Raw genomic sequence first — 16538 nt, 5'->3', positions numbered from 1 at the left:
TGGGCGCGGCCCGGCTTGCGGGCGCGCGGCGGAGTGGGCGTTCCTCACGGAAGCAACGCGAAGACGACGGGTCCGGCCGGCCCGTCCGGCCCGGCGCTCACCTGTTCCGGTCGGGCGCCGGCCTGGAGTAGATACTCCACCACCGCCTGGGCCCGCAGGCGCGGCAGATCGGGCGGCGGCTCGTCGGAGGTCTCGGCGGGCTTCTTCGCCGCCTTGCCGGGGGCGGCCGGCTCCTTCTTGGGCGGGTCTTTCCTGGACGGGGCCGTCTTGGGCGAGTCTGTCTTGGGCGAGTTCGCCTTGCCGGCCTCGGCCTTGCCGCGATCCTGGCCGTCTCCTTTGGCCGTCTCCTTCTCGGCCGGGGCGGGTTTCCCGGGCGTCGCGGGCTTGGCATGAGCCTCCGGCTTGGCCGCGTCTGCGACCCGGGTCGGCTCGGCGGCGGGGGCGCCCTCCCCCGCGGCCGGTCCGGCGGCCGGAGTCGCCGGCGGCTTGGTCGGATCGGCGGGGCCGGAGACCGCGATGCGCAGCGACGGGCAGGTCTTTGCCAGAGCGGCGAGCGCGTCGAGGGCCGGGTAGAAGGCGGGCGTCAGCACGGCGCCACCCGCGGGGAAGTGCAGATCCGCGCCCGCGAGAGCGGCGGCGAAGTCGGTGCGGCAGGTCGCGGAATCGCGCCGCTCCGCCGCGTCCCGGGCCGTGACGCTGGCCTGTCCGGTCCAGCCGGGGGGTAGCACCTCGGCCAGCCGGTCTGGGGTGCGGGCGGCGCCCTCCCGGTAGAGGCTCTCGCCGGTGAGCGTCAGGGCGCGGTCCGAGACCGAGACGGTCCCGTCCGCGAGGTTCGTCACCAGCGGGGCAGCGGCCGCCAGCGCGTCGCCGAGATCCGCGGGCGCGCCGTCGGCGAGGCGGGTGCGGTCGATGACCGGCTCCCGGAACAGGCGCGGGCGCAGGGCGGCGAGCACCCGCTCCCGGGTCGCGGTGTCCGGCAGGTGGCCGGTGAGGGTCACGGACTCGGCGGTCCGGCGGATCGCGACCCGGTAGGGCGAGAGCGGCCGCGCCGTGAGCGCAACCCGCCCGGCCGCCACCCCGGCGGGCCGGCCATCGCGCATCAGCGCCTCCGCGTCGGGAAGCGCCTGCCCGTCGATGGCGTCGCCGGTCACCGAGATCGCCCCGTCCACGAAGGCGACCTGGCCGGACTGGATCAGCTCGGCGAGCTTGAACGCGAAGGCGATGAGGCTCTTCGGCTCGATCGCCGGGTCGAGCCCCCGGGCGGCCAGGAGCCGGTCCTCCACGGTTCCGCCCGCGGCGGCCTCGGTGGCGGTGCGCAGGGCGGACTCGCGGTCGGCCGCCGAGGGGGCGAAGCCGTCGAGGACGATGCCCCGGGCCGATTTCTCCACGGCGAACCGGTATGCGGCCACCTTGGGCGGCAGGATCTCGATCCGCCCGATGCTGAACCCCTCCGGCGGGTCCGACAGGGCCGCCCGCAGGGCCTCGTAGGCCGGCACGTCGAGCGCCTCGCCGGACAAGCTGAGCACGGTGTCGCTGAGCGCTGCGCGCCCGCCCTTGGCGAGGCCGGAGAGCCGGGCTGCCAGGAACGCGGCTGCGCTGGCGAAATCCGGCGGCGCACCCCGGGCGGCGCGGGCGGCGTCGTCGAGGCTGGTGCCGGGATTCACCGCGCCGGTGATCCGCGCCTCCAGGGCCCGCCGGCCGATCTCCACCGGGCGGCTACCTTCCAGGGCGATCTGGTTCGTGCCCGTGCGGATCGCCGCCCACTGGAAGGGCGTCGCGGTCTCCACGATCCCGACCTCGGAGACGATGCGGCGGGGGCCCTCCAGGGCGGCGAGGCGGGACAGGATTGTGGCGCGTTCGGCGACGTCCGGCGCCTCGCCGGCCGCCACGAGGTCGCGGCCGCTGGCCGCGAGCCGGAGCCAGGGCTCGCCGGTGGCGGTGGCCGTGCCGGACACGATCGCCGCACCCTCGGCCGCGAGCCCTTCGGCGATGCGCGGGGCGGCGTAGAGGGTCGCGCTCGCCCAGATCAGCGCGAGCGCCGGCAGGCCGGCGAGCCAGCCGGCGCTGCGCAAGCCTTGGGCGAGAGTTTCGGGCAACGGCACGATCGCAGGTTTAGGCGGATCCGGCCGGGAGAGCACACCGCCTTTCCGGCAGCATGAAGGCCGGCGGCGCGCTTTCCCCATCTGTGCCGCCGCTCCGCGTCTCTGGGCCGCCGGAACCGACCGGATGGCCCTCTGTTTCCGGCAGGAAACCTTCCCGCCCCTTTTTCTGCCTCCGGGCGGCCCTTTGCCTAGGGAGCGTGCCATGCGGACCATCCTCGCTGCCGCCCTGCTGCTGCCGATCGCCGTCCCGGCCTCGGCACAGAGCCTGTCGGCCACCGCGACGGTGCCGAATTCGGCCGCGCTGGAACCGCTGACTCCTATCGCCAATCCGGGCCAGCTCAGCCTCGGTGGCGGCTCCACCACCGGGCCTTTCCCGACCGTCTCGGCGCAGACCGGCGGCCTGGTGAATGCCGGCCAGCTCAGCTTCGGCGGCGGAGGCGGCGGAGGCGCTGGCCGCATCGGGTCATCGGCCGGGGTGTCGGCCGGGACGACGCTTGGGGCCTCGACCGCCGGATCGGCCACCCCGGGCCAGCTCGGCGTCCTGGGTTCATCCGCGACCGGCGGTGCCGGTGTCACCCGTTCGACACTCGGGACTGGCGGGACGATCGGAGCCACCGGCGCACGCAGCGGCCTCGGCACGGCCGCGCGTTCGGGATCGGGCTCGACCACCGCCGGGAGCATCCAGTCGCCGACCATCGGCACGGGCGGCCTCGGGGGCGGATCGGGCCTCTCGCTCGGCCTGGGTTCCGGTGGCACGAACACCGCCGTGCCAGTGACGTTCCTGGGGGGGGCCGGCTCGGTCGCCGGCCCTGCCACGGGCCTGAGCGGTGTCGGAACCCTCGGACCCTCGCTCGCGGCGGGCTCGTCCAGCGTCGCCGGCTCAGCTGGCCTGGGGAGCGGAGTGGCCGACGCAGCCGAGATCGGAGCGTCCGGCACCGCCCTGTCTACCGACAGGCTGTTCGGCTTGTTCGGGTTCGGCACCGCCGTGAGTTCAAGCGTGGGCGGGACGATTGCGGGCACGGCCGGCGCGAGCGGGATCGGCACGGGCGGGGTCGGGATCGCGGGCAGTTCCGGGCTGCGCGCCGACGATCCGGTCCCGTCGACCCGGATTCTCCCGTCCGGCGGTGGAGCGGTCGGCGGCGCCGGAATCGGCGGCGCGGCGGCCGCGCCGGTCCGGACCGGCGACCTCTGCAGCGGGCCCTTCGCCGAAGCCTGCCTCGGCCAGGGGTTCTGAACCGCGGCCGTGTCCGGAACCGCGCCGAACCGGTGCCGTTCCTTCAGTTCCGGCACCTCGGCCGGGACAGGAGTCAGAGATGAACGTCATTCTGGGCCGCGTCTCGCTTGCGGCCGCCCTCGTTCTGGGCGTCTCGGGTGCCGCCCTGGCGCGCGATGCCGGGCCCAAGGCGCACGGTGCCAAGGGCACGACGGGCTTGCACGGGATCGGCTTCACCGAACCGAAATTCGGTTCGAGCCTGCGCACCGGCAAGGATCAGCCCTATTCGTGGCCGGTCAGCGACCGCTATCGCCCGGTCTCGCAGCCCTTCTACGGTCGGGCCTACTGAGCCGCCCGGCGCCCGCTCCACCGAATGGAGGAGTGGCGCGGCCTCGGCGCCCACGTCACAACCGCTGCCGGATCGGCTCCTCCCATCGGGACGGGCGCGGGTGCGGCAGCGTCTCAGCGGCACGGCGTTACGCGGCGTGCCGGCTTCGGAGCCAGGAGAATGTGATGCGTCCGCTGAACCGGCTCGTCGTCGCGGCCCTGGTCATCGCTCCCGTCCCAGGTCGGGCGGGCGAGTTCGCGCAGGCGCCGCCGGTGCCCGGCATGGCCCTGTCGCTGCCCGATCCCGGCATGGCCAGCGGTGCGCCCGAGCCCGCGTCGTTGCCCGCACCGGCACCTGTACCGACGACCGGTCCACCGGCTCCGGCCCGGGCTGAAGCCGTGTCGGTGCCTGGACGCCGCCTCCGGGCCCTGGGCAGCGGCTTCTCGGCGGTCGAGGGGCAGCTTCCGAACCAGCGCACCGGGTCGCGACATCAGCACGTGGTGCGCGACATCTGCATCGGCTGCTGAGCGAACGCGCGAGGCGGCTCTCGCACCGGCTATTGCAGCCCCCACGATCGGGAATTCGCCTGGATCCAGCGCGGCGAGAGGATGTCGCCGGCCTCGGTGATGATCCACGGCTGGGCTTCGCCGGATTCGATCGCCGCGATCGCGACCGCGAGGGCCTCGCGCAGCGTCGCGAAGGGCCGTCCCTCGGCGGACCGGCCGGGTGCCCTTTGGGGCCAGATGGTCAGCTCGGCCCGTTTGTCGAGATCGGCGGGCGTCATCGGAACGCTCGTGGTGCTTCGCGGGACAAGCGGTTCTACCGTGCTTGTGTGACGCGGATCTGGCGCCATGGTTTCCGATTCGCGCCATCAGGCGCGACAACTGCAACCGTCACGCTTGAGCCGCTTCCTCGTGCGGTCGGAGGGGCCGTGCGGAAATTAAATGACGTGCCCTTCAATTTTGATTTGAGACCTCGCCACCGGAAGTTTATTTCATTTGCATCGAATGCATGACGCGTTCGGTGATCGGCTGCCGTCAATGCCTGAGGATTATAGGGAGACACTGCATTACCGTGCCGTCTTGGTGATATGGTGCAATGCGATAATTGCATGTCGCAGCGCACAAATCCGTGGTCTCATGCACTGGTCGATCGCATCCCGCGATCGATCCTGCGATCGAAACGGAGACGCACCATGCGCACGATCCTCATCCTCGCGTCGGCCGCGCTCACCTCGGCCGCCTTCACCGGCCTTGCCGCTGCCGACGACCGCCTGCATCTGACGCCGCCCCTCTATCGGGATCAGGCCCGGCCGACCCAGCAGGTCCGCGTGATCCACGATCTGACCACCACGCCCCAGCCCGTCGCGGCGCCGGCAAGCGTCGGCCGGACGGTCTCGTCCCTCAGCCGCCCGATGGTTCAGGCCTCCGTCGAGGCGAGCCGCTGAGCCCGCTGCCGGAGACGGACCGCCCTAGGCAGCTCCGTCTCCGGCCATGGCTCAGACAATGTGCAACTCCTGAGCGGCCGCCGCCGGTGCCACGCCGCGCCGGATCAGCCGCTGTGTCCGCGCCTGTCGGTTAACTTTGGCGCTGAGAGCGGCCCCCGTCGTCCGGTATCCCTCGAACCACAGTTCCGCCCACGCATATTGCGCGGCCATCACGAGCAATACGGCATTCTCGGCCTGTCGCAGGCCCAGCCGCAGGCTCTCATCCGCCAAGCGGCCAACCTCTCCGTACATCATCTCCAACTCCGCATCCGAACACGACCGGCCCCGCCTCGACGGGCCGGCGGCCCTCTCACCCGAAGGTCGCTCGACGAGGGCTCAGTGCGAAGCCTCCCCGGCGGGCTGCCGTTCCGGGACCGCAATCTCCTGGGCCGAATCCCGACCTGTGTCGGAGGCGCGCCGCGCGGTCCGGATGAAGCTCCCGAAGACTTTGCGTGCCTGTTCGAGGCTGGTCTCGGCGACGTCGCGGATCTGGGTCGGGACCTCGAAGCTCGAAATCTCTGCCATGACCGGTCTCCTGTCGGCCGTCCGTTCGGCTGCGGCCGGCCCGTTTGTGCATTGCACATGCCGGCGCGTCCAGGGATCGGCCGCTCGCCGGAGCGGTCGGTCAGCTCTCGGTCCCGCGCCGAACGATCGCGTCCTCGCCGCTGCCCCTCCGTGCGAGGCCGACCTCGGGATCCTCGGTCGGGATCGCGCTGGAGACGTCCCTCTGACCGGATCCCCGCGGGGTCTGCTCCCCGCCGCGCGGATCCGCTGTCTGACCCGTCGGCGTTGCGGTCTCGCGCGCGTTGATCATGCGGCTTCTCCCTGCCTGCAGCCAACGCGACGGCGCGGGTACGGGTCCCGGCTCCACCTCACGATGACGGGAGGTGTGACGCGGCTCTATATGGGAGGCGAGAGCAGGGAGAGCGGCGTGTTCACCGTTAAGGGGATTGATCCGTCCGGGCGCGTCATGACGTTCGCATGCGGGACTGACGAGCAGGCGATGGAGAAGACCTGGGAACTGGCCCGCCGGGGCTTCCGCGAGATCACGGTCGCCGACGCGAAGGGCAAAGAGCTGTCCGCGGCCGCCTTCGAGCGCTCCCTCAACATCGATTGGGATTGACGCGCGTCGGTAAACTCGGCCCGCGATGCTGCCGCGCGCCGTATGAATCGCGGAACGCACTCGTGACGACTCTGCTGCGCCGGGCGCCGGATACGCCGCCGGACGCGGCCGTCAGATCGGCTCCAGTTCGCGCCGCAGGTTCAACCTGCCCGGTCGTACGGCTTCGGGGGCGTCGGTCGCTGCCCCGATCTCGTCGGCCTTGCGCCACATGGCCCGGCAGACGAGGATCTCGTTGCTGGCGTCGATGCTGAGAATGAAGCTGTCCGGGACGATCTCGGCGTCCGGAAGGGCAACCCGCACGCCGCCGGCGGACCGGTCGTAGACGATGCAGGGTATGCTTCGATGCTCGTCCACCGAGATGCTGCCGGTCTCGTTGATGCGCGTGCGTGGAGCGCTGCGTCGTTCGAACATCACCGCCTCGAAGACCTTTGCCCGACAGGATCCGCCATCCGGGTTCAGGCGGGGTTTGCGAAATGCGTCGAATTGTCGGGATGCCCGCGTCCCTGTGAATTCTGAGCTTTGTATGCGGGTTGCGCGCCAGGCCGCATGCCCAGCGCCTCGCCGCCCGCCGGAGGCAGCGAGGCCACGGAGACGGAGCCTGCCTCGGCCGGACCGCTTCGGAGGCGGTCGGGGCCTCGGACCGGTCGCGATCTACTCCGTGACGACTTCAACGAGGGTGGTGAGAAAGCCCAGGGCGACAGCCCCGATACCGCTCATGAACGCGACATCCCATCCGGCGAATTCCTTCGACTGAGGGGCACGCAGGAAGGCGAACAGCGTGACGGCAGCCCCGCAGACGACGAGAGCAAGGGCCAGAACAATCGATCGCGACATGGCGTTTCCTTCTTCGCCGGTCTCGCGGCCCTTCAGGGCTCTTGTAAACGAATGAGTGCGACCGGCTTGATCTGTTCAGGTTCATCCGTCGTCAAAACATGACAGACGAAGAACCCGTGAACAAGACGATAATCTGTTCTGCATCGCGGAACACGCGAGCGGATCGTCATCTTCATCTGATCTGGGCGCGGGACTCGCGGCAAGTCCGCCGGCAGGGATGCCCATGTCGAGGGGGTTATCGACCGGGCGGCCCCGAAGACGCTCAATCGACGAAGACGCGGACGCCATCCGTATTCAGGATGTCGCGCTGGTCGGCGCACCATTGCTCCGCGCCGATTGCGGCGATCTCCCCCGCGACGCGCCGACCCTCCTCGGCGATGGCGCTCTGGGCTCGTTGGTGGCCGAGGGACGCATCGAGGGCGCGGCGAACCGTGCGTGACAGGCCTTCCGAGACCGTATCGTCGATGGTGTAGAGCTTGCGGCAGTACAGGACGATGCCGGCCTGTGCGCCGACGATCCGCACGAGGCCCTCGATCGTCTCGGTGCGCTTGCTGTCTTTCGTGTCTTCAGCAGCCGAAGCTGCGTCGGGCAGGGCTGCCGTAGTCAACAGGACGGCGAGCAGCAGAGCGCGTTTCATCCGGACGCATTCCTTCGGTCCGAGGCTGAATCCGCCTCTGGAACGCCGCACCGGGCCGGCGGCGCCCGCCCATCGTGGCTGCCGTGTGGGGACAGGCCCGCGGCCACGGCTGTCAGGGTGGGCCGGTCAAATCCGGCCGGTCAATTTCGGGCAGTCACTTGCGGGCAGCCATCAAGTCATGGGTCAGGACGGTGAGCTTGCCGATCAGATTGCTGATATCGGAGCCGTTGCAGGACCATTGCGTGCCGATCGCCTCCCCGTCCGCCGAGACGGACACGACCGCCACCGAGCGCAGCCGGCCCTCGCGGGCCATCGCCAGCTGGTCCTGCAACACGGCGATGATCGACGCGGTGTCTTCATCCGCGACCGCGGGCGCGATATGCGCCGGGAACGGCACGACCGAACTCGTCATCGTCTGCTCTCGCTTCATCTCGCCGAACCCCTCGGTAACATCGATGGGTTCCGGCGTGCGCATCAGCTTTGTGCAGAGTGTGGCAGCTTGTCCGTGTCGTGCAATGTCCTGGACGTGTGTGACCGCGATGCAACGATCTCGGCGCGGTCCGGTGCCTCGGGGCCATGGGATGATCCGGCCGCACCATCGGGCCGTCGCGCTCCGTCGGCCGCTGGCCGCGCGCTACGCCAGGCTGCGCAGCCCGTCGTTACGGGGGCGCACGCATAGGGCGCCCCCGGAAACCTTCGCCCTCAGGCGGCCTTGCGGCCCTTGCGCTCACGCTCGGCCATGGCGCCGGGCTGGCCCAGACCGATCGCCTTGGCGAGGGCGGAGCGCTGCTCGGCATAGCTCGGGGCGACCATCGGATAATCGTCCGGCAGGCCGTAACGGTCGCGGTAGCTGCGCGGATCGAGGCCGTGGCTCGTCAGATGGCGCTTCAGCGTCTTGTAGGTCTTGCCGTCGATGAAGCTGACGATCCCGTCATGCCGGACCGACTTGCGGATCTGCGCCGCACTCGGCTTCTCCACATCGGCCTGCTGGGCCGCCCCGGTCTCCGCCGTCAGGCTCCCGGCGACGAGTCCGCTGATCGCCCCGTGCACCCGCGCGATCAGTGCCGGCAGCTCCGAGGCGGGCACCGGATTGTTCGATACGTAGGCGGCAACGATATCGCCGGCGAGCTCGATAAAGTTGGAGTTGGGCCCTGTGGTTTCTTCTGTCACTGTAAGATTCCTGGTGTGCCCCTCGCCTGGGATCTGCTACTTTTGAGCGCTGAATGCAAGTTACAAAAGCGTTTGCAGGAGGCATCCGGCGCATGATTGGCGTGCCCGCCGCGCGGAGCAGGCAGGTACTTCTGGCAAATTGTGACGGAGACCTTTCGTGCGCCTCCGCGGCCGGCCTATCGACTGCGGTAGAGTTTCCGCTCTGCGGAACGACCAGAAGGTGCGTCTAGCGGCTGTGAAACCCAGCGACGCCGGCGGGCGGCGCGTTCCATGTCTTCTGCGGTGACGCGGCGGCTGCGCCGTGGCATGGCGCGACCATGCTGATGCTCGCGCTTCTCATCGCCCTGCTGGCCGTCGTGGTCGCCATGTTCATCCTGCGGCGGTGGACCGGGCGCTTGGCTTCGGTCGCGACGCTGCTGGCAGGGGCGATCATGGCTCTGTGGCTGGCCGAGGTCGGGCTGCTTCCGGGAACCCAGGGCCCGCTGACGGCCTATCGCCCCCTCGTTCCCGGGCTCGATCGGTAACGGTTCGGTAAGCGTACCGGCGCGAGCATGGGGCATGCCCACGCTCTCCGCACCGCGCCTGCTCACGTTCCTGGTGTCGGCCGTGTTGATCGGCCTCGCCGTCGCCAGCCTCTACACGCGCATCCCCATGGTCGGCAAAACGGTCGTGGCGCACCGGCAGTGGTTCTTTATCGGCGCCTATGTTCTGCTCGCCCTTGGAGTGACCACCCGCAGCCTGTAGCGGAACGCGCATCGGTCCGGTCACGACCGCTGTCGGTGCCGAGGAGGCGGGAATGACCCTGAAGACCACCTATCTCGTGCAGCCGTTCGAAATGCACCGGAACCGCCTGCGCCCAGCGCGCCAGGAGCCGGCGCAGAGCGAATTCGGCGCCCTCAAGAAGGCGGAGGCGCTGGCCGCCCGCATGCCGGGTGCGGCGGCCCTCAAGGTCGTCGCCGACGACGAGACGGGTGAACTCGAGGGCGTCACGATCCTCGGTCAGTTCGGCACTGTCCCGGACGATTTCGCCGAGAGTCTCCTGGGAGGCTGAGCCGGTCCGGAACGCCTGCGGACAACCGGGCGCATGCCGGGGTGCGACACGGGCGCCGCCGGATTGCGGCTCGCAGGAAACTACGTAGAAACAACCTGGGCTGATTGTTGTCAGCACCCGCGCTCGCTGAGCCCGCATCCGTGCCCCGCTATTTCATCGACCTTCACGACGGCGCCAACTTGGTTCGCGACCGGGACGGCTTCGATCTGCCGGATCTCGCCGCGGCGCGGGCACAGGCGGTGCGCATGCTGACCCGGCTGGCGCAGGGATTGGCCGATCCGATGGAGCGGCAGGATTACGTGATCGCCGTGCGCGACGAGCAGGGCGCGGTCCGCCTGCGCCTGCGCCTCTCCTTCGATATCGAGGGCGGCTGACGGGGCTGCCGCCGCACCGGTCGGGGAAAGCGCTGCGCCCGATCGCGTTGACGGAGGGCGGCGCACAGTTCCAGGAGATCGCATGCGACGTTCAACAGGTCTGACCGGCGCCCTCGCGGCGGTGCTCGTGCTTCTCGGGGCCGCCGGGCCGGCGACGGCGCAGACCGCGCCGCCACCGCCGGCGGGTTCCGCCACGGCGACGGCGGACAATGCCGTGCTGCTGACGGTCTTCCTGCGCCACGACCAGTCCCGTCCGCTGGCGGAGCTGAACGCGCAACTCGCCAAGCAGGGCTTCTACAAGGCCTTCCCGCCGCCCGGTATCGAGGTCGTCTCCTGGAACGTCGTCATGGGAATCGGGCAGATCATCGTCCTGCGGCTGCCCGCATCCCGCCTGCGTGAGATCAACCGCGTCCTTGAGGATACGGCCTGGGGCGCGTACCGCACCGAGTTCTTCCCGACCTACGATTACAAGGCCGTGGGCCTCGGCGAGCACGAGAAGGCGCGCTGAGCGCTGCCTTGCGAGAGCCGGGCCGATGCCGGCGTTCTCAGACGAAATGCGCCGGGAGCGACAGGCCCTGGGCATACAGGGTCAGCGCGAGGGCGCCGCCCATCAGGGTGAGAGCCAGGGTAATGCGGTTGGTCCAGCTCATCGTCGATCTCCATTCGGTTCGCGACTGTCTTCGCGGTCTGGGGATGCGATAAGCTCAAGCTTTCGCCGCGGGCGTGTTCCGCGACACACCGGATCGCGGTTGCCTCAGGCCGGGGCAGCGTGGCCGGTATCCGTGGGCCCGAGAACCAGCGCCGCGTCCCACAGGCACGGATGGCCGAGCCGCTTGGCCGCGTACATCGCCGCGTCGGCCCGCTCCGCCAGGGCCTGCGCCCGCGTGGCGTGCAGGGGGGCGCAGGCCACGCCGATCGCGGCGCCGACCCGGACCGGCGATCCCGTGCCGAGATCGTAGGGCTCGGCGAGGCGCGCCTGGAGGTGCCGGGCGAAGCCGAGGGCCGATGCCGGGGTGGCGTCGCCCAGGAGGATGGTGAACTCGTCGCCCCCGAGCCGCGCGGCGACGTCCTCCGCGCCCAACCCCTCCCGGAGGCGCTCCGCCAGCTGCCGCAGGAGCGCGTCGCCCGCGGCGTGGCCGTGCCGGTCGTTGACCGGCTTGAAGCCGTCGAGGTCGATGCACAGCAGTGCGCAGGCCGCACCGTCTCGGCGCGCCAGCGCCCGGTCGAGCCGGGCCGCGAACAGGTAGCGATTCGGCAGTCCGGTCAGCGGGTCGTGATGGGCCATGTAGCGCAGGAGCGATTCCGCCCGGCGGCGCTCGGTCACGTCCTCCCACAGGGCGGTCCAGCCGCCGCCGGCCTGTGGGTGCAGCGTGATCGCGATCTGGCGCCCGTCCGGAAGCGTCTGCACCACGGCATCGGCCGTGCCCCGCACCCGGAGCCGGCAGCGCGCCGCCCAGAGCCCGCAGCGCTCCCGGTCGGCCGGAAGAGTCCCCGCGACGCTCGCCGCGCCGACCTCCCGGGTATGCATGCCGAGCCGGATCCGGTTCGCCAGCGGTCCGAACAGGCGCCGGAACCCGTCGCTCACGAACAGCAGCCGGTCGGCGGAATCGAACAGGCACAGGCCGTGCGGCAGCGAGTCCAGAGCCTGGACGAGACCGGGGCCCAGCTTCCGCCCGCGGCCGAGGCCGTCCTGGCGCCGGTCGCAGGCCGCCTGACGATGGCGCCGCGCCAGCCTCATCGCTGCCCTGCCCGCCTGCGCCGCCATGGCCAGTCCCCCGAAGCGCCCCACCGCGCAATCGTGCCACCGCCGGATCGATCCGACCCGGAAATTAGTCTCGGCTCCACATAGAATGGGATTCCTTTCGCCAACCTTGACGAAAGTAATGCACGTTGAGCGATCGAGCTGAGAGTGGCGCCATCCTGAAGTTGAGATGGTGGACCGGGTGCGCCTCAAGACTGTTCCCGACCGACGTCCGGCCTCTGTCCGCCGACTTGCTCGGGTTCCGGCTCCGCCTGGCTCCGGCATCGCGCCAGCGGAGCCGCCGTCTCGGCATCAACGCTTCACAGCCGTCGGCTCGCCCCATCGGTCCGGGGCGCCGCAGGTGAGCCCGGACACCGGAACCACCACCGGTGCGATGTCCTGGCACGTCGGCGCGTCTGGATCCCGGGCGCTGCTGTGCCGCCCCGGGATGACGGCGCCTGGATACGCCGTCAGGGCGCGTCGTGCGGGCCGTGATGGCCGTCGAGGACCGTGTCGCTGGTCGGGACCGACTCGGCCACCGCCTGGGCCCGGCGGAGGTCCGGGGCGGTCGCCTCCTCCACGAAGGCCGCCACGGCCTCGGTCAGCGGCAGCGTGCGGGTCTGCTGGCTGCCGAGCCGCCGGATCGAGACCGTCCGCTCCTCCGCCTCGCGGCGGCCGAGCGCCAGCAACACCGGCACCTTGGCCAGCGAGTGCTCGCGGACCTTGTAGTTGATCTTCTCGTTGCGCAGATCCGCCTCGACCCGCAGGCCCGCGCGCTCCAGGGTGCGGATAACGTCCCGGGCGTAAGGATCGGCCTCGCCGGTGATCGTCGCCACCACCACCTGCACGGGCGCCAGCCAGAGCGGGAAGTGCCCGGCGAAATGCTCGATCAGGATACCGGTGAAGCGCTCCATCGAGCCGCAGATCGCCCGGTGGACCATCACGGGCGGCTTCCTTGCGCCGTCGGCGTCGATGTAGAAGGCGCCGAATCGCTCGGGCAGGTTGAAGTCCACCTGCGTGGTGCCGCATTGCCAGTCGCGGCCGATCGCGTCGCGCAGCACATACTCGAATTTGGGCCCGTAGAACGCGCCCTCCCCCGGATTGATAGCGGTCCGGATCCGGCCGGCCGACTGCTCCTCGATCTGGGCCAGGACCCGGGTCATCACGTCCTCGGCGTGGTCCCAGAGGGCGTCGGAGCCGACGCGCTTCTCGGGGCGCGTCGAGAGCTTCACGACGATCTGGTCGAAGCCGAAATCCGCGTAGGTCGAGAGGATCAGGTCGTTGATCTTCAGGCACTCGTCGGCGAGCTGGTCTTCGGTGCAGAAGACGTGGGCGTCGTCCTGCGTGAAGCCGCGCACGCGCATCAGCCCGTGCATGGCGCCCGACGGCTCGTAGCGGTGGACCACGCCGAACTCGGCCATGCGCAGGGGCAGGTCGCGGTAGGATTTCAGCCCGTGCTTGAAGATCTGCACGTGGCCCGGGCAGTTCATCGGCTTGAGGGCGAACCAGCGCTTGTCCTCGGCCTCCTCGCCGGCCGATTGCGCGGCGAACATGTTCTCCCGGTACCAGCCCCAATGGCCGGAGGTCTCCCAGAGCGCCTTGTCGAGGATCTGCGGGGCGTTGACCTCGGCGTAGTCGCCGCGCAGCCGCCGGCGCATGTAGGCGATCAGCTCCTGGAAGATCGTCCAGCCCTTGGCGTGCCAGAAGACGACGCCCGGCCCCTCCTCCTGGAAGTGGAACAGGTCCATCTCGCGGCCGAGCCGGCGGTGGTCGCGGCGCTCGGCCTCCTCCAGCCGGTGCAGGTAGTCGTCGAGATCGGCCTGGTTCGCCCAGGCCGTCCCGTAGATGCGGGTCAGCATCGGGTTGTTCGAATCACCCCGCCAGTAGGCGCCCGCCACCTTCATCAGCTTGAAGGCGGTGCCGACCTTGCCGGTCGAGGTCATGTGCGGCCCGCGGCAGAGGTCGAACCACGCGCCCTGGCGGTAGATCTTCAGGTCCTCGCCCGGGGGAATCGCGTCGACCAGCTCGACCTTGAAGCCCTCGCCCTTGCCGGCGAACAGGCCGCGCACGTCCTCGCGCGTCCAGACTTCCTTCGTGAAGGGCGCGTCGCGCGCGATGATCTCGCGCATCTTCGCCTCGATCTTCGGGAAGTCCTCGGGCGTGAACGGGGTCTCGCGATGGAAGTCGTAGTAGAAGCCGTTCTCGATCACCGGGCCGATCGTGACCTGCGTCTCCGGCCAGAGCGCCTGCACGGCCTCGGCGAGCACGTGCGCGCAATCGTGGCGGATCAGCTCCAGACTGCGCGGGTCGGTGCGGTCCAGGAACTCGATTCGGGCATCGCGGTCGATCGGATCGTCGAGGTCGGCGACCGTGCCGTCGAGCGCCATGGCGACGGTGCGCTTGGCCAGCGACTTGGCGATGCCCTCGACCACGGCGCGGCCGGTCGTGCCGGCGGCGATCTCTCGGGTATTGCCGTCGGGGAAGGTGAGAATCGGCATGGTTCGAGCGTCTCCAGGCTCAGTCCTGCATACGCGGCAGGTAAGCGTCTTCGGGGGAGCGGCCGTGTAGACCGATTTTTTAGGCGAGGGAACGGCCGCGCAGCGCATCCCTGCCCCAGCCCGTCCTCAAGCTGTGCGTCATCGTCCCCGCGCGCCTTTGGCGCCGGGGGCATGGCCCGGGAGATCACGAGGGACGCGGGACGCCGCGGGAACCCTGTGTCGGCCAGTCAACGCGCGGGATCCGATCCCCGCGGCGCCCGCGGCATCGACCGGGCGTGGTCCCCGGCCGGTGCCGTCTTTCTCGTCGCGGTGTCTTTCGACGCCCCGGACCTGCGCCTGCCTGCCAAGCGGTCTCTGCGAGGCGCACGCACCTCCGGAACCCGCTATCAGCGCCGTGGCCTTCCAGCCGTCCCGCCTCGTCGTGGGCGGGTCCGCAGGTCCCTCAGGGTCGGCCCAGAAGCGGGTCGGCGCGGGGGCATTTCCGCACCCGCCGGGCAAAAGCACCGCCCGGTCTCACGCCCGCCACCGAGACACGCCCCGTACCGGTTCGCCGCCCGGGGCGATGGCGGCTGAGAGCCACCGACGCGGGCACCGCCCTAACCCACGGACCCGCCCGGTCAGCCACCGGACGGGCCCCATGACGGACGCCGCGGGATCGCTCCCGAAGTGCCGTGAGCAGGTGCGGCTAGGAAGCACAAAATAGGAACATTGTCAAGATCGGGGAGCGATGGGACGTCTCGACGCGTGAGAGCGCGGCGCGGGTCCCCTCTCCCGCACGGGAGAGGGGGTAGGGCGCGGATGTCCTGACCGGAGGCGCCTGCCTTTCACACCGTTGCAGCACGATCGGGAGCGGCCCAGAGCCGCCTCCGGATCCGGATCCCGGATCCCGCTGCGCGGCCCCGGGATGACCTGCCTCCCACGAATGGCAGGGGCCGGGACTGGAAGACGGCCCCGTCCGGCGACATGCTGGCGCGGCGCCTCCCCCACATGGACGGGCGGGCGCCCGGCACTCGGAACAGGGACAACCGCATGGCTGCGCGCCTCGCCCTCCTCGGCCTCGGCGCGATGGGGCATCCCATCGCCCGCAACCTCGCGGCCAAGCGGGACTCCGACGGCGAGACGCTCGTCGCGATCGATTCCGATCCGGTTCGCCTCGCCGGCCTCGACGCGCCGGGCCTCGTCGCCACGACCGATCCCGGTCGGGCCGCCGGCGCCGACGTGCTGTTCCTGTGCCTGCCGAACGGCGACGCGGTGGAGGCGGCCCTCCTCGGGACCGGAGCCCTGGCGGAGCGCCTCGCCCCGGGGGCGGTCGTGGTGGATCTCAGCACCATCGCGCACGCCAAGGCGCTGGCGATCGGCCGCGCCGTGGCGGCGACGGGGCGGTCCTTCGTCGACGCGCCCGTCTCCGGGGCGCCGGCCGGCGCCGAGGCCGGAACGCTCACCGTGATGTGCGGCGGCGAGGCCGGGGCGGTCGCGCGGGTGCGCCCGCTCCTGGAACGGATCGGCACGACCCTCCTCCACATGGGCCCGGCCGGGTCCGGCCAGCTCACCAAGACGATCAACAACGTGCTCTACGACATCAACATCGCGGCGCTGGCCGAGGTGCTGCCGATGGCCGTCGCCATGGGTCTCGACCCGGATCAGGTCGCCCAGGTGGTCACCACGGGTACGAGCCGGAGCTACGCGGCGCAGTACTTCGTGCCGCGCATCCTCCAGGGTCGCTTCGACGAGGGCTACCCGATGGGGGCGGCCTACAAGGACCTCGTCGCCGCCGCGGCGATCGCGGCGGAGAACGGCTTCCCGATGCCGGTCACCGCGGCCGCCACCGCCACCTACCAGACCGCCCTGCGCCAGGGTCACGGCGACCGGGACAAGGGTGCCATGGTGCTGCCGTTCGAGGACCTGCTCGGGATCCGGGTGCGGTCGCGGCGTTAGGGGCATCGGGCGGTCGATCCCGACCGTCCCACCCGCGCCCTGGAGC

Annotated in this window: 23 protein-coding genes; 11 read left to right on the top strand and 12 right to left on the bottom strand. The window is 70.8% G+C overall.

Features of this window, described 5'->3' with window-relative positions; all coding sequences use genetic code 11:
- Window positions 1-44: 44 nt before the first annotated feature.
- On the bottom strand, window positions 45-2102 hold the full coding sequence (locus CIW48_RS04820) for a hypothetical protein (RefSeq protein WP_246695126.1): 2058 nt from the start codon (window positions 2100-2102) through the stop codon (window positions 45-47).
- A gap of 202 nt (window positions 2103-2304) precedes the next feature.
- On the opposite strand from CIW48_RS04820, the gene CIW48_RS04815 reads away from it, so the two are divergent.
- The 3 genes from CIW48_RS04815 (at window position 2305) to CIW48_RS04805 (ending at window position 4170) form a co-directional block, all read left to right on the top strand.
- Window positions 2305-3336, top strand: a complete 1032-nt coding sequence (locus CIW48_RS04815; RefSeq protein ID WP_149309548.1) for a hypothetical protein — start codon at window positions 2305-2307, stop codon at window positions 3334-3336.
- Window positions 3337-3415: 79 nt separating this feature from the next.
- Window positions 3416-3664 (top strand): hypothetical protein, encoded by a 249-nt coding sequence (locus tag CIW48_RS04810; protein WP_091775843.1) that lies wholly within the window; start codon window positions 3416-3418, stop codon window positions 3662-3664.
- A gap of 164 nt (window positions 3665-3828) precedes the next feature.
- Window positions 3829-4170: a hypothetical protein gene (locus CIW48_RS04805; protein ID WP_149309547.1), complete on the top strand. Its 342-nt coding sequence runs from the start codon at window positions 3829-3831 to the stop codon at window positions 4168-4170.
- A 29-nt stretch (window positions 4171-4199) separates the two neighbouring features.
- On the opposite strand, the gene CIW48_RS04800 is transcribed toward CIW48_RS04805, so the two are convergent.
- Window positions 4200-4427 (bottom strand): hypothetical protein, encoded by a 228-nt coding sequence (locus CIW48_RS04800; protein ID WP_149309545.1) that lies wholly within the window; start codon window positions 4425-4427, stop codon window positions 4200-4202.
- Window positions 4428-4838: 411 nt separating this feature from the next.
- Between CIW48_RS04800 and CIW48_RS04795 the strand changes: the two genes are divergently transcribed.
- Window positions 4839-5090 carry a hypothetical protein gene (locus CIW48_RS04795; RefSeq protein WP_149309543.1) on the top strand — a complete coding sequence of 84 codons (252 nt, stop codon included), beginning with the start codon at window positions 4839-4841 and terminating at the stop codon, window positions 5088-5090.
- A gap of 51 nt (window positions 5091-5141) precedes the next feature.
- Here CIW48_RS04795 and CIW48_RS04790 read toward each other — a convergent pair whose 3' ends face one another.
- The 3 genes from CIW48_RS04790 to CIW48_RS04780 form a co-directional block, all read right to left on the bottom strand.
- Entirely contained in the window at window positions 5142-5384 is a 243-nt protein-coding gene (locus CIW48_RS04790) for a hypothetical protein (RefSeq protein WP_149309541.1), read from the bottom strand.
- 81 nt (window positions 5385-5465) lie between these two features.
- On the bottom strand, window positions 5466-5654 hold the full coding sequence (locus tag CIW48_RS04785) for a hypothetical protein (protein ID WP_246695124.1): 189 nt from the start codon (window positions 5652-5654) through the stop codon (window positions 5466-5468).
- Between the two features lie 100 nt (window positions 5655-5754).
- Entirely contained in the window at window positions 5755-5943 is a 189-nt protein-coding gene (locus CIW48_RS04780; RefSeq protein ID WP_149309539.1) for a hypothetical protein, read from the bottom strand.
- A 117-nt stretch (window positions 5944-6060) separates the two neighbouring features.
- Between CIW48_RS04780 and CIW48_RS04775 the strand changes: the two genes are divergently transcribed.
- Window positions 6061-6252, top strand: a complete 192-nt coding sequence (locus CIW48_RS04775) for a hypothetical protein (RefSeq protein WP_091776528.1) — start codon at window positions 6061-6063, stop codon at window positions 6250-6252.
- 111 nt (window positions 6253-6363) lie between these two features.
- Here the strand turns inward: CIW48_RS04775 and CIW48_RS04770 are convergent, their stop codons facing one another.
- From CIW48_RS04770 to CIW48_RS04750, 5 genes are all read right to left on the bottom strand, one after another.
- Window positions 6364-6663 (bottom strand): PilZ domain-containing protein, encoded by a 300-nt coding sequence (locus CIW48_RS04770; protein ID WP_149309537.1) that lies wholly within the window; start codon window positions 6661-6663, stop codon window positions 6364-6366.
- Between the two features lie 240 nt (window positions 6664-6903).
- Window positions 6904-7086 (bottom strand): hypothetical protein, encoded by a 183-nt coding sequence (locus CIW48_RS04765; protein ID WP_091775828.1) that lies wholly within the window; start codon window positions 7084-7086, stop codon window positions 6904-6906.
- A gap of 262 nt (window positions 7087-7348) precedes the next feature.
- Complete coding sequence (locus tag CIW48_RS04760; RefSeq protein WP_149309535.1) at window positions 7349-7723, bottom strand: hypothetical protein; 375 nt, start codon at window positions 7721-7723, stop codon at window positions 7349-7351.
- Window positions 7724-7877: 154 nt separating this feature from the next.
- Complete coding sequence (locus CIW48_RS04755; RefSeq protein WP_091776526.1) at window positions 7878-8153, bottom strand: hypothetical protein; 276 nt, start codon at window positions 8151-8153, stop codon at window positions 7878-7880.
- A gap of 272 nt (window positions 8154-8425) precedes the next feature.
- Complete coding sequence (locus tag CIW48_RS04750; RefSeq protein WP_091775823.1) at window positions 8426-8893, bottom strand: MucR family transcriptional regulator; 468 nt, start codon at window positions 8891-8893, stop codon at window positions 8426-8428.
- 317 nt (window positions 8894-9210) lie between these two features.
- Here CIW48_RS04750 and CIW48_RS04745 point away from each other — a divergent pair, with 317 nt between their 5' ends.
- The 5 genes from CIW48_RS04745 to CIW48_RS04725 all read left to right on the top strand — a co-directional run bounded on the left by CIW48_RS04745 (window position 9211) and on the right by CIW48_RS04725 (window position 10826).
- A complete protein-coding gene (locus tag CIW48_RS04745) occupies window positions 9211-9417 on the top strand; it encodes a hypothetical protein (protein ID WP_091775820.1) in 207 nt (68 codons plus the stop codon).
- A gap of 34 nt (window positions 9418-9451) precedes the next feature.
- Window positions 9452-9637, top strand: a complete 186-nt coding sequence (locus CIW48_RS04740; protein WP_043353550.1) for a hypothetical protein — start codon at window positions 9452-9454, stop codon at window positions 9635-9637.
- Between the two features lie 52 nt (window positions 9638-9689).
- Window positions 9690-9944 (top strand): hypothetical protein, encoded by a 255-nt coding sequence (locus tag CIW48_RS04735; protein ID WP_091775817.1) that lies wholly within the window; start codon window positions 9690-9692, stop codon window positions 9942-9944.
- Between the two features lie 140 nt (window positions 9945-10084).
- Window positions 10085-10318, top strand: coding sequence for a hypothetical protein (locus CIW48_RS04730; protein WP_149309533.1), 234 nt, complete (start codon window positions 10085-10087; stop codon window positions 10316-10318).
- Window positions 10319-10400: 82 nt separating this feature from the next.
- Window positions 10401-10826, top strand: coding sequence for a hypothetical protein (locus CIW48_RS04725; protein ID WP_149309530.1), 426 nt, complete (start codon window positions 10401-10403; stop codon window positions 10824-10826).
- A gap of 246 nt (window positions 10827-11072) precedes the next feature.
- On the opposite strand, the gene CIW48_RS04720 is transcribed toward CIW48_RS04725, so the two are convergent.
- Both CIW48_RS04720 and thrS read right to left on the bottom strand, forming a co-directional pair.
- On the bottom strand, window positions 11073-12107 hold the full coding sequence (locus tag CIW48_RS04720; RefSeq protein ID WP_246695123.1) for a sensor domain-containing diguanylate cyclase: 1035 nt from the start codon (window positions 12105-12107) through the stop codon (window positions 11073-11075).
- A 422-nt stretch (window positions 12108-12529) separates the two neighbouring features.
- Entirely contained in the window at window positions 12530-14557 is a 2028-nt protein-coding gene (gene thrS, locus CIW48_RS04715) for a threonine--tRNA ligase (RefSeq protein WP_149309528.1), read from the bottom strand.
- Window positions 14558-15586: 1029 nt separating this feature from the next.
- Here thrS and CIW48_RS04710 point away from each other — a divergent pair.
- The gene (locus tag CIW48_RS04710; protein ID WP_149309525.1) at window positions 15587-16492 is read left to right on the top strand and encodes an NAD(P)-dependent oxidoreductase; all 906 of its coding nucleotides are present in this window, start codon (window positions 15587-15589) and stop codon (window positions 16490-16492) included.
- Window positions 16493-16538 lie beyond the last annotated feature (46 nt).

It is taken from the genome of Methylobacterium sp. P1-11 (assembly GCF_008329595.1).
GTDB lineage: Bacteria > Pseudomonadota > Alphaproteobacteria > Rhizobiales > Beijerinckiaceae > Methylobacterium.
The sequence above is the reverse complement of the archived record's forward strand: the minus strand, read 5'-3'. Positions and strand labels throughout refer to the sequence as shown.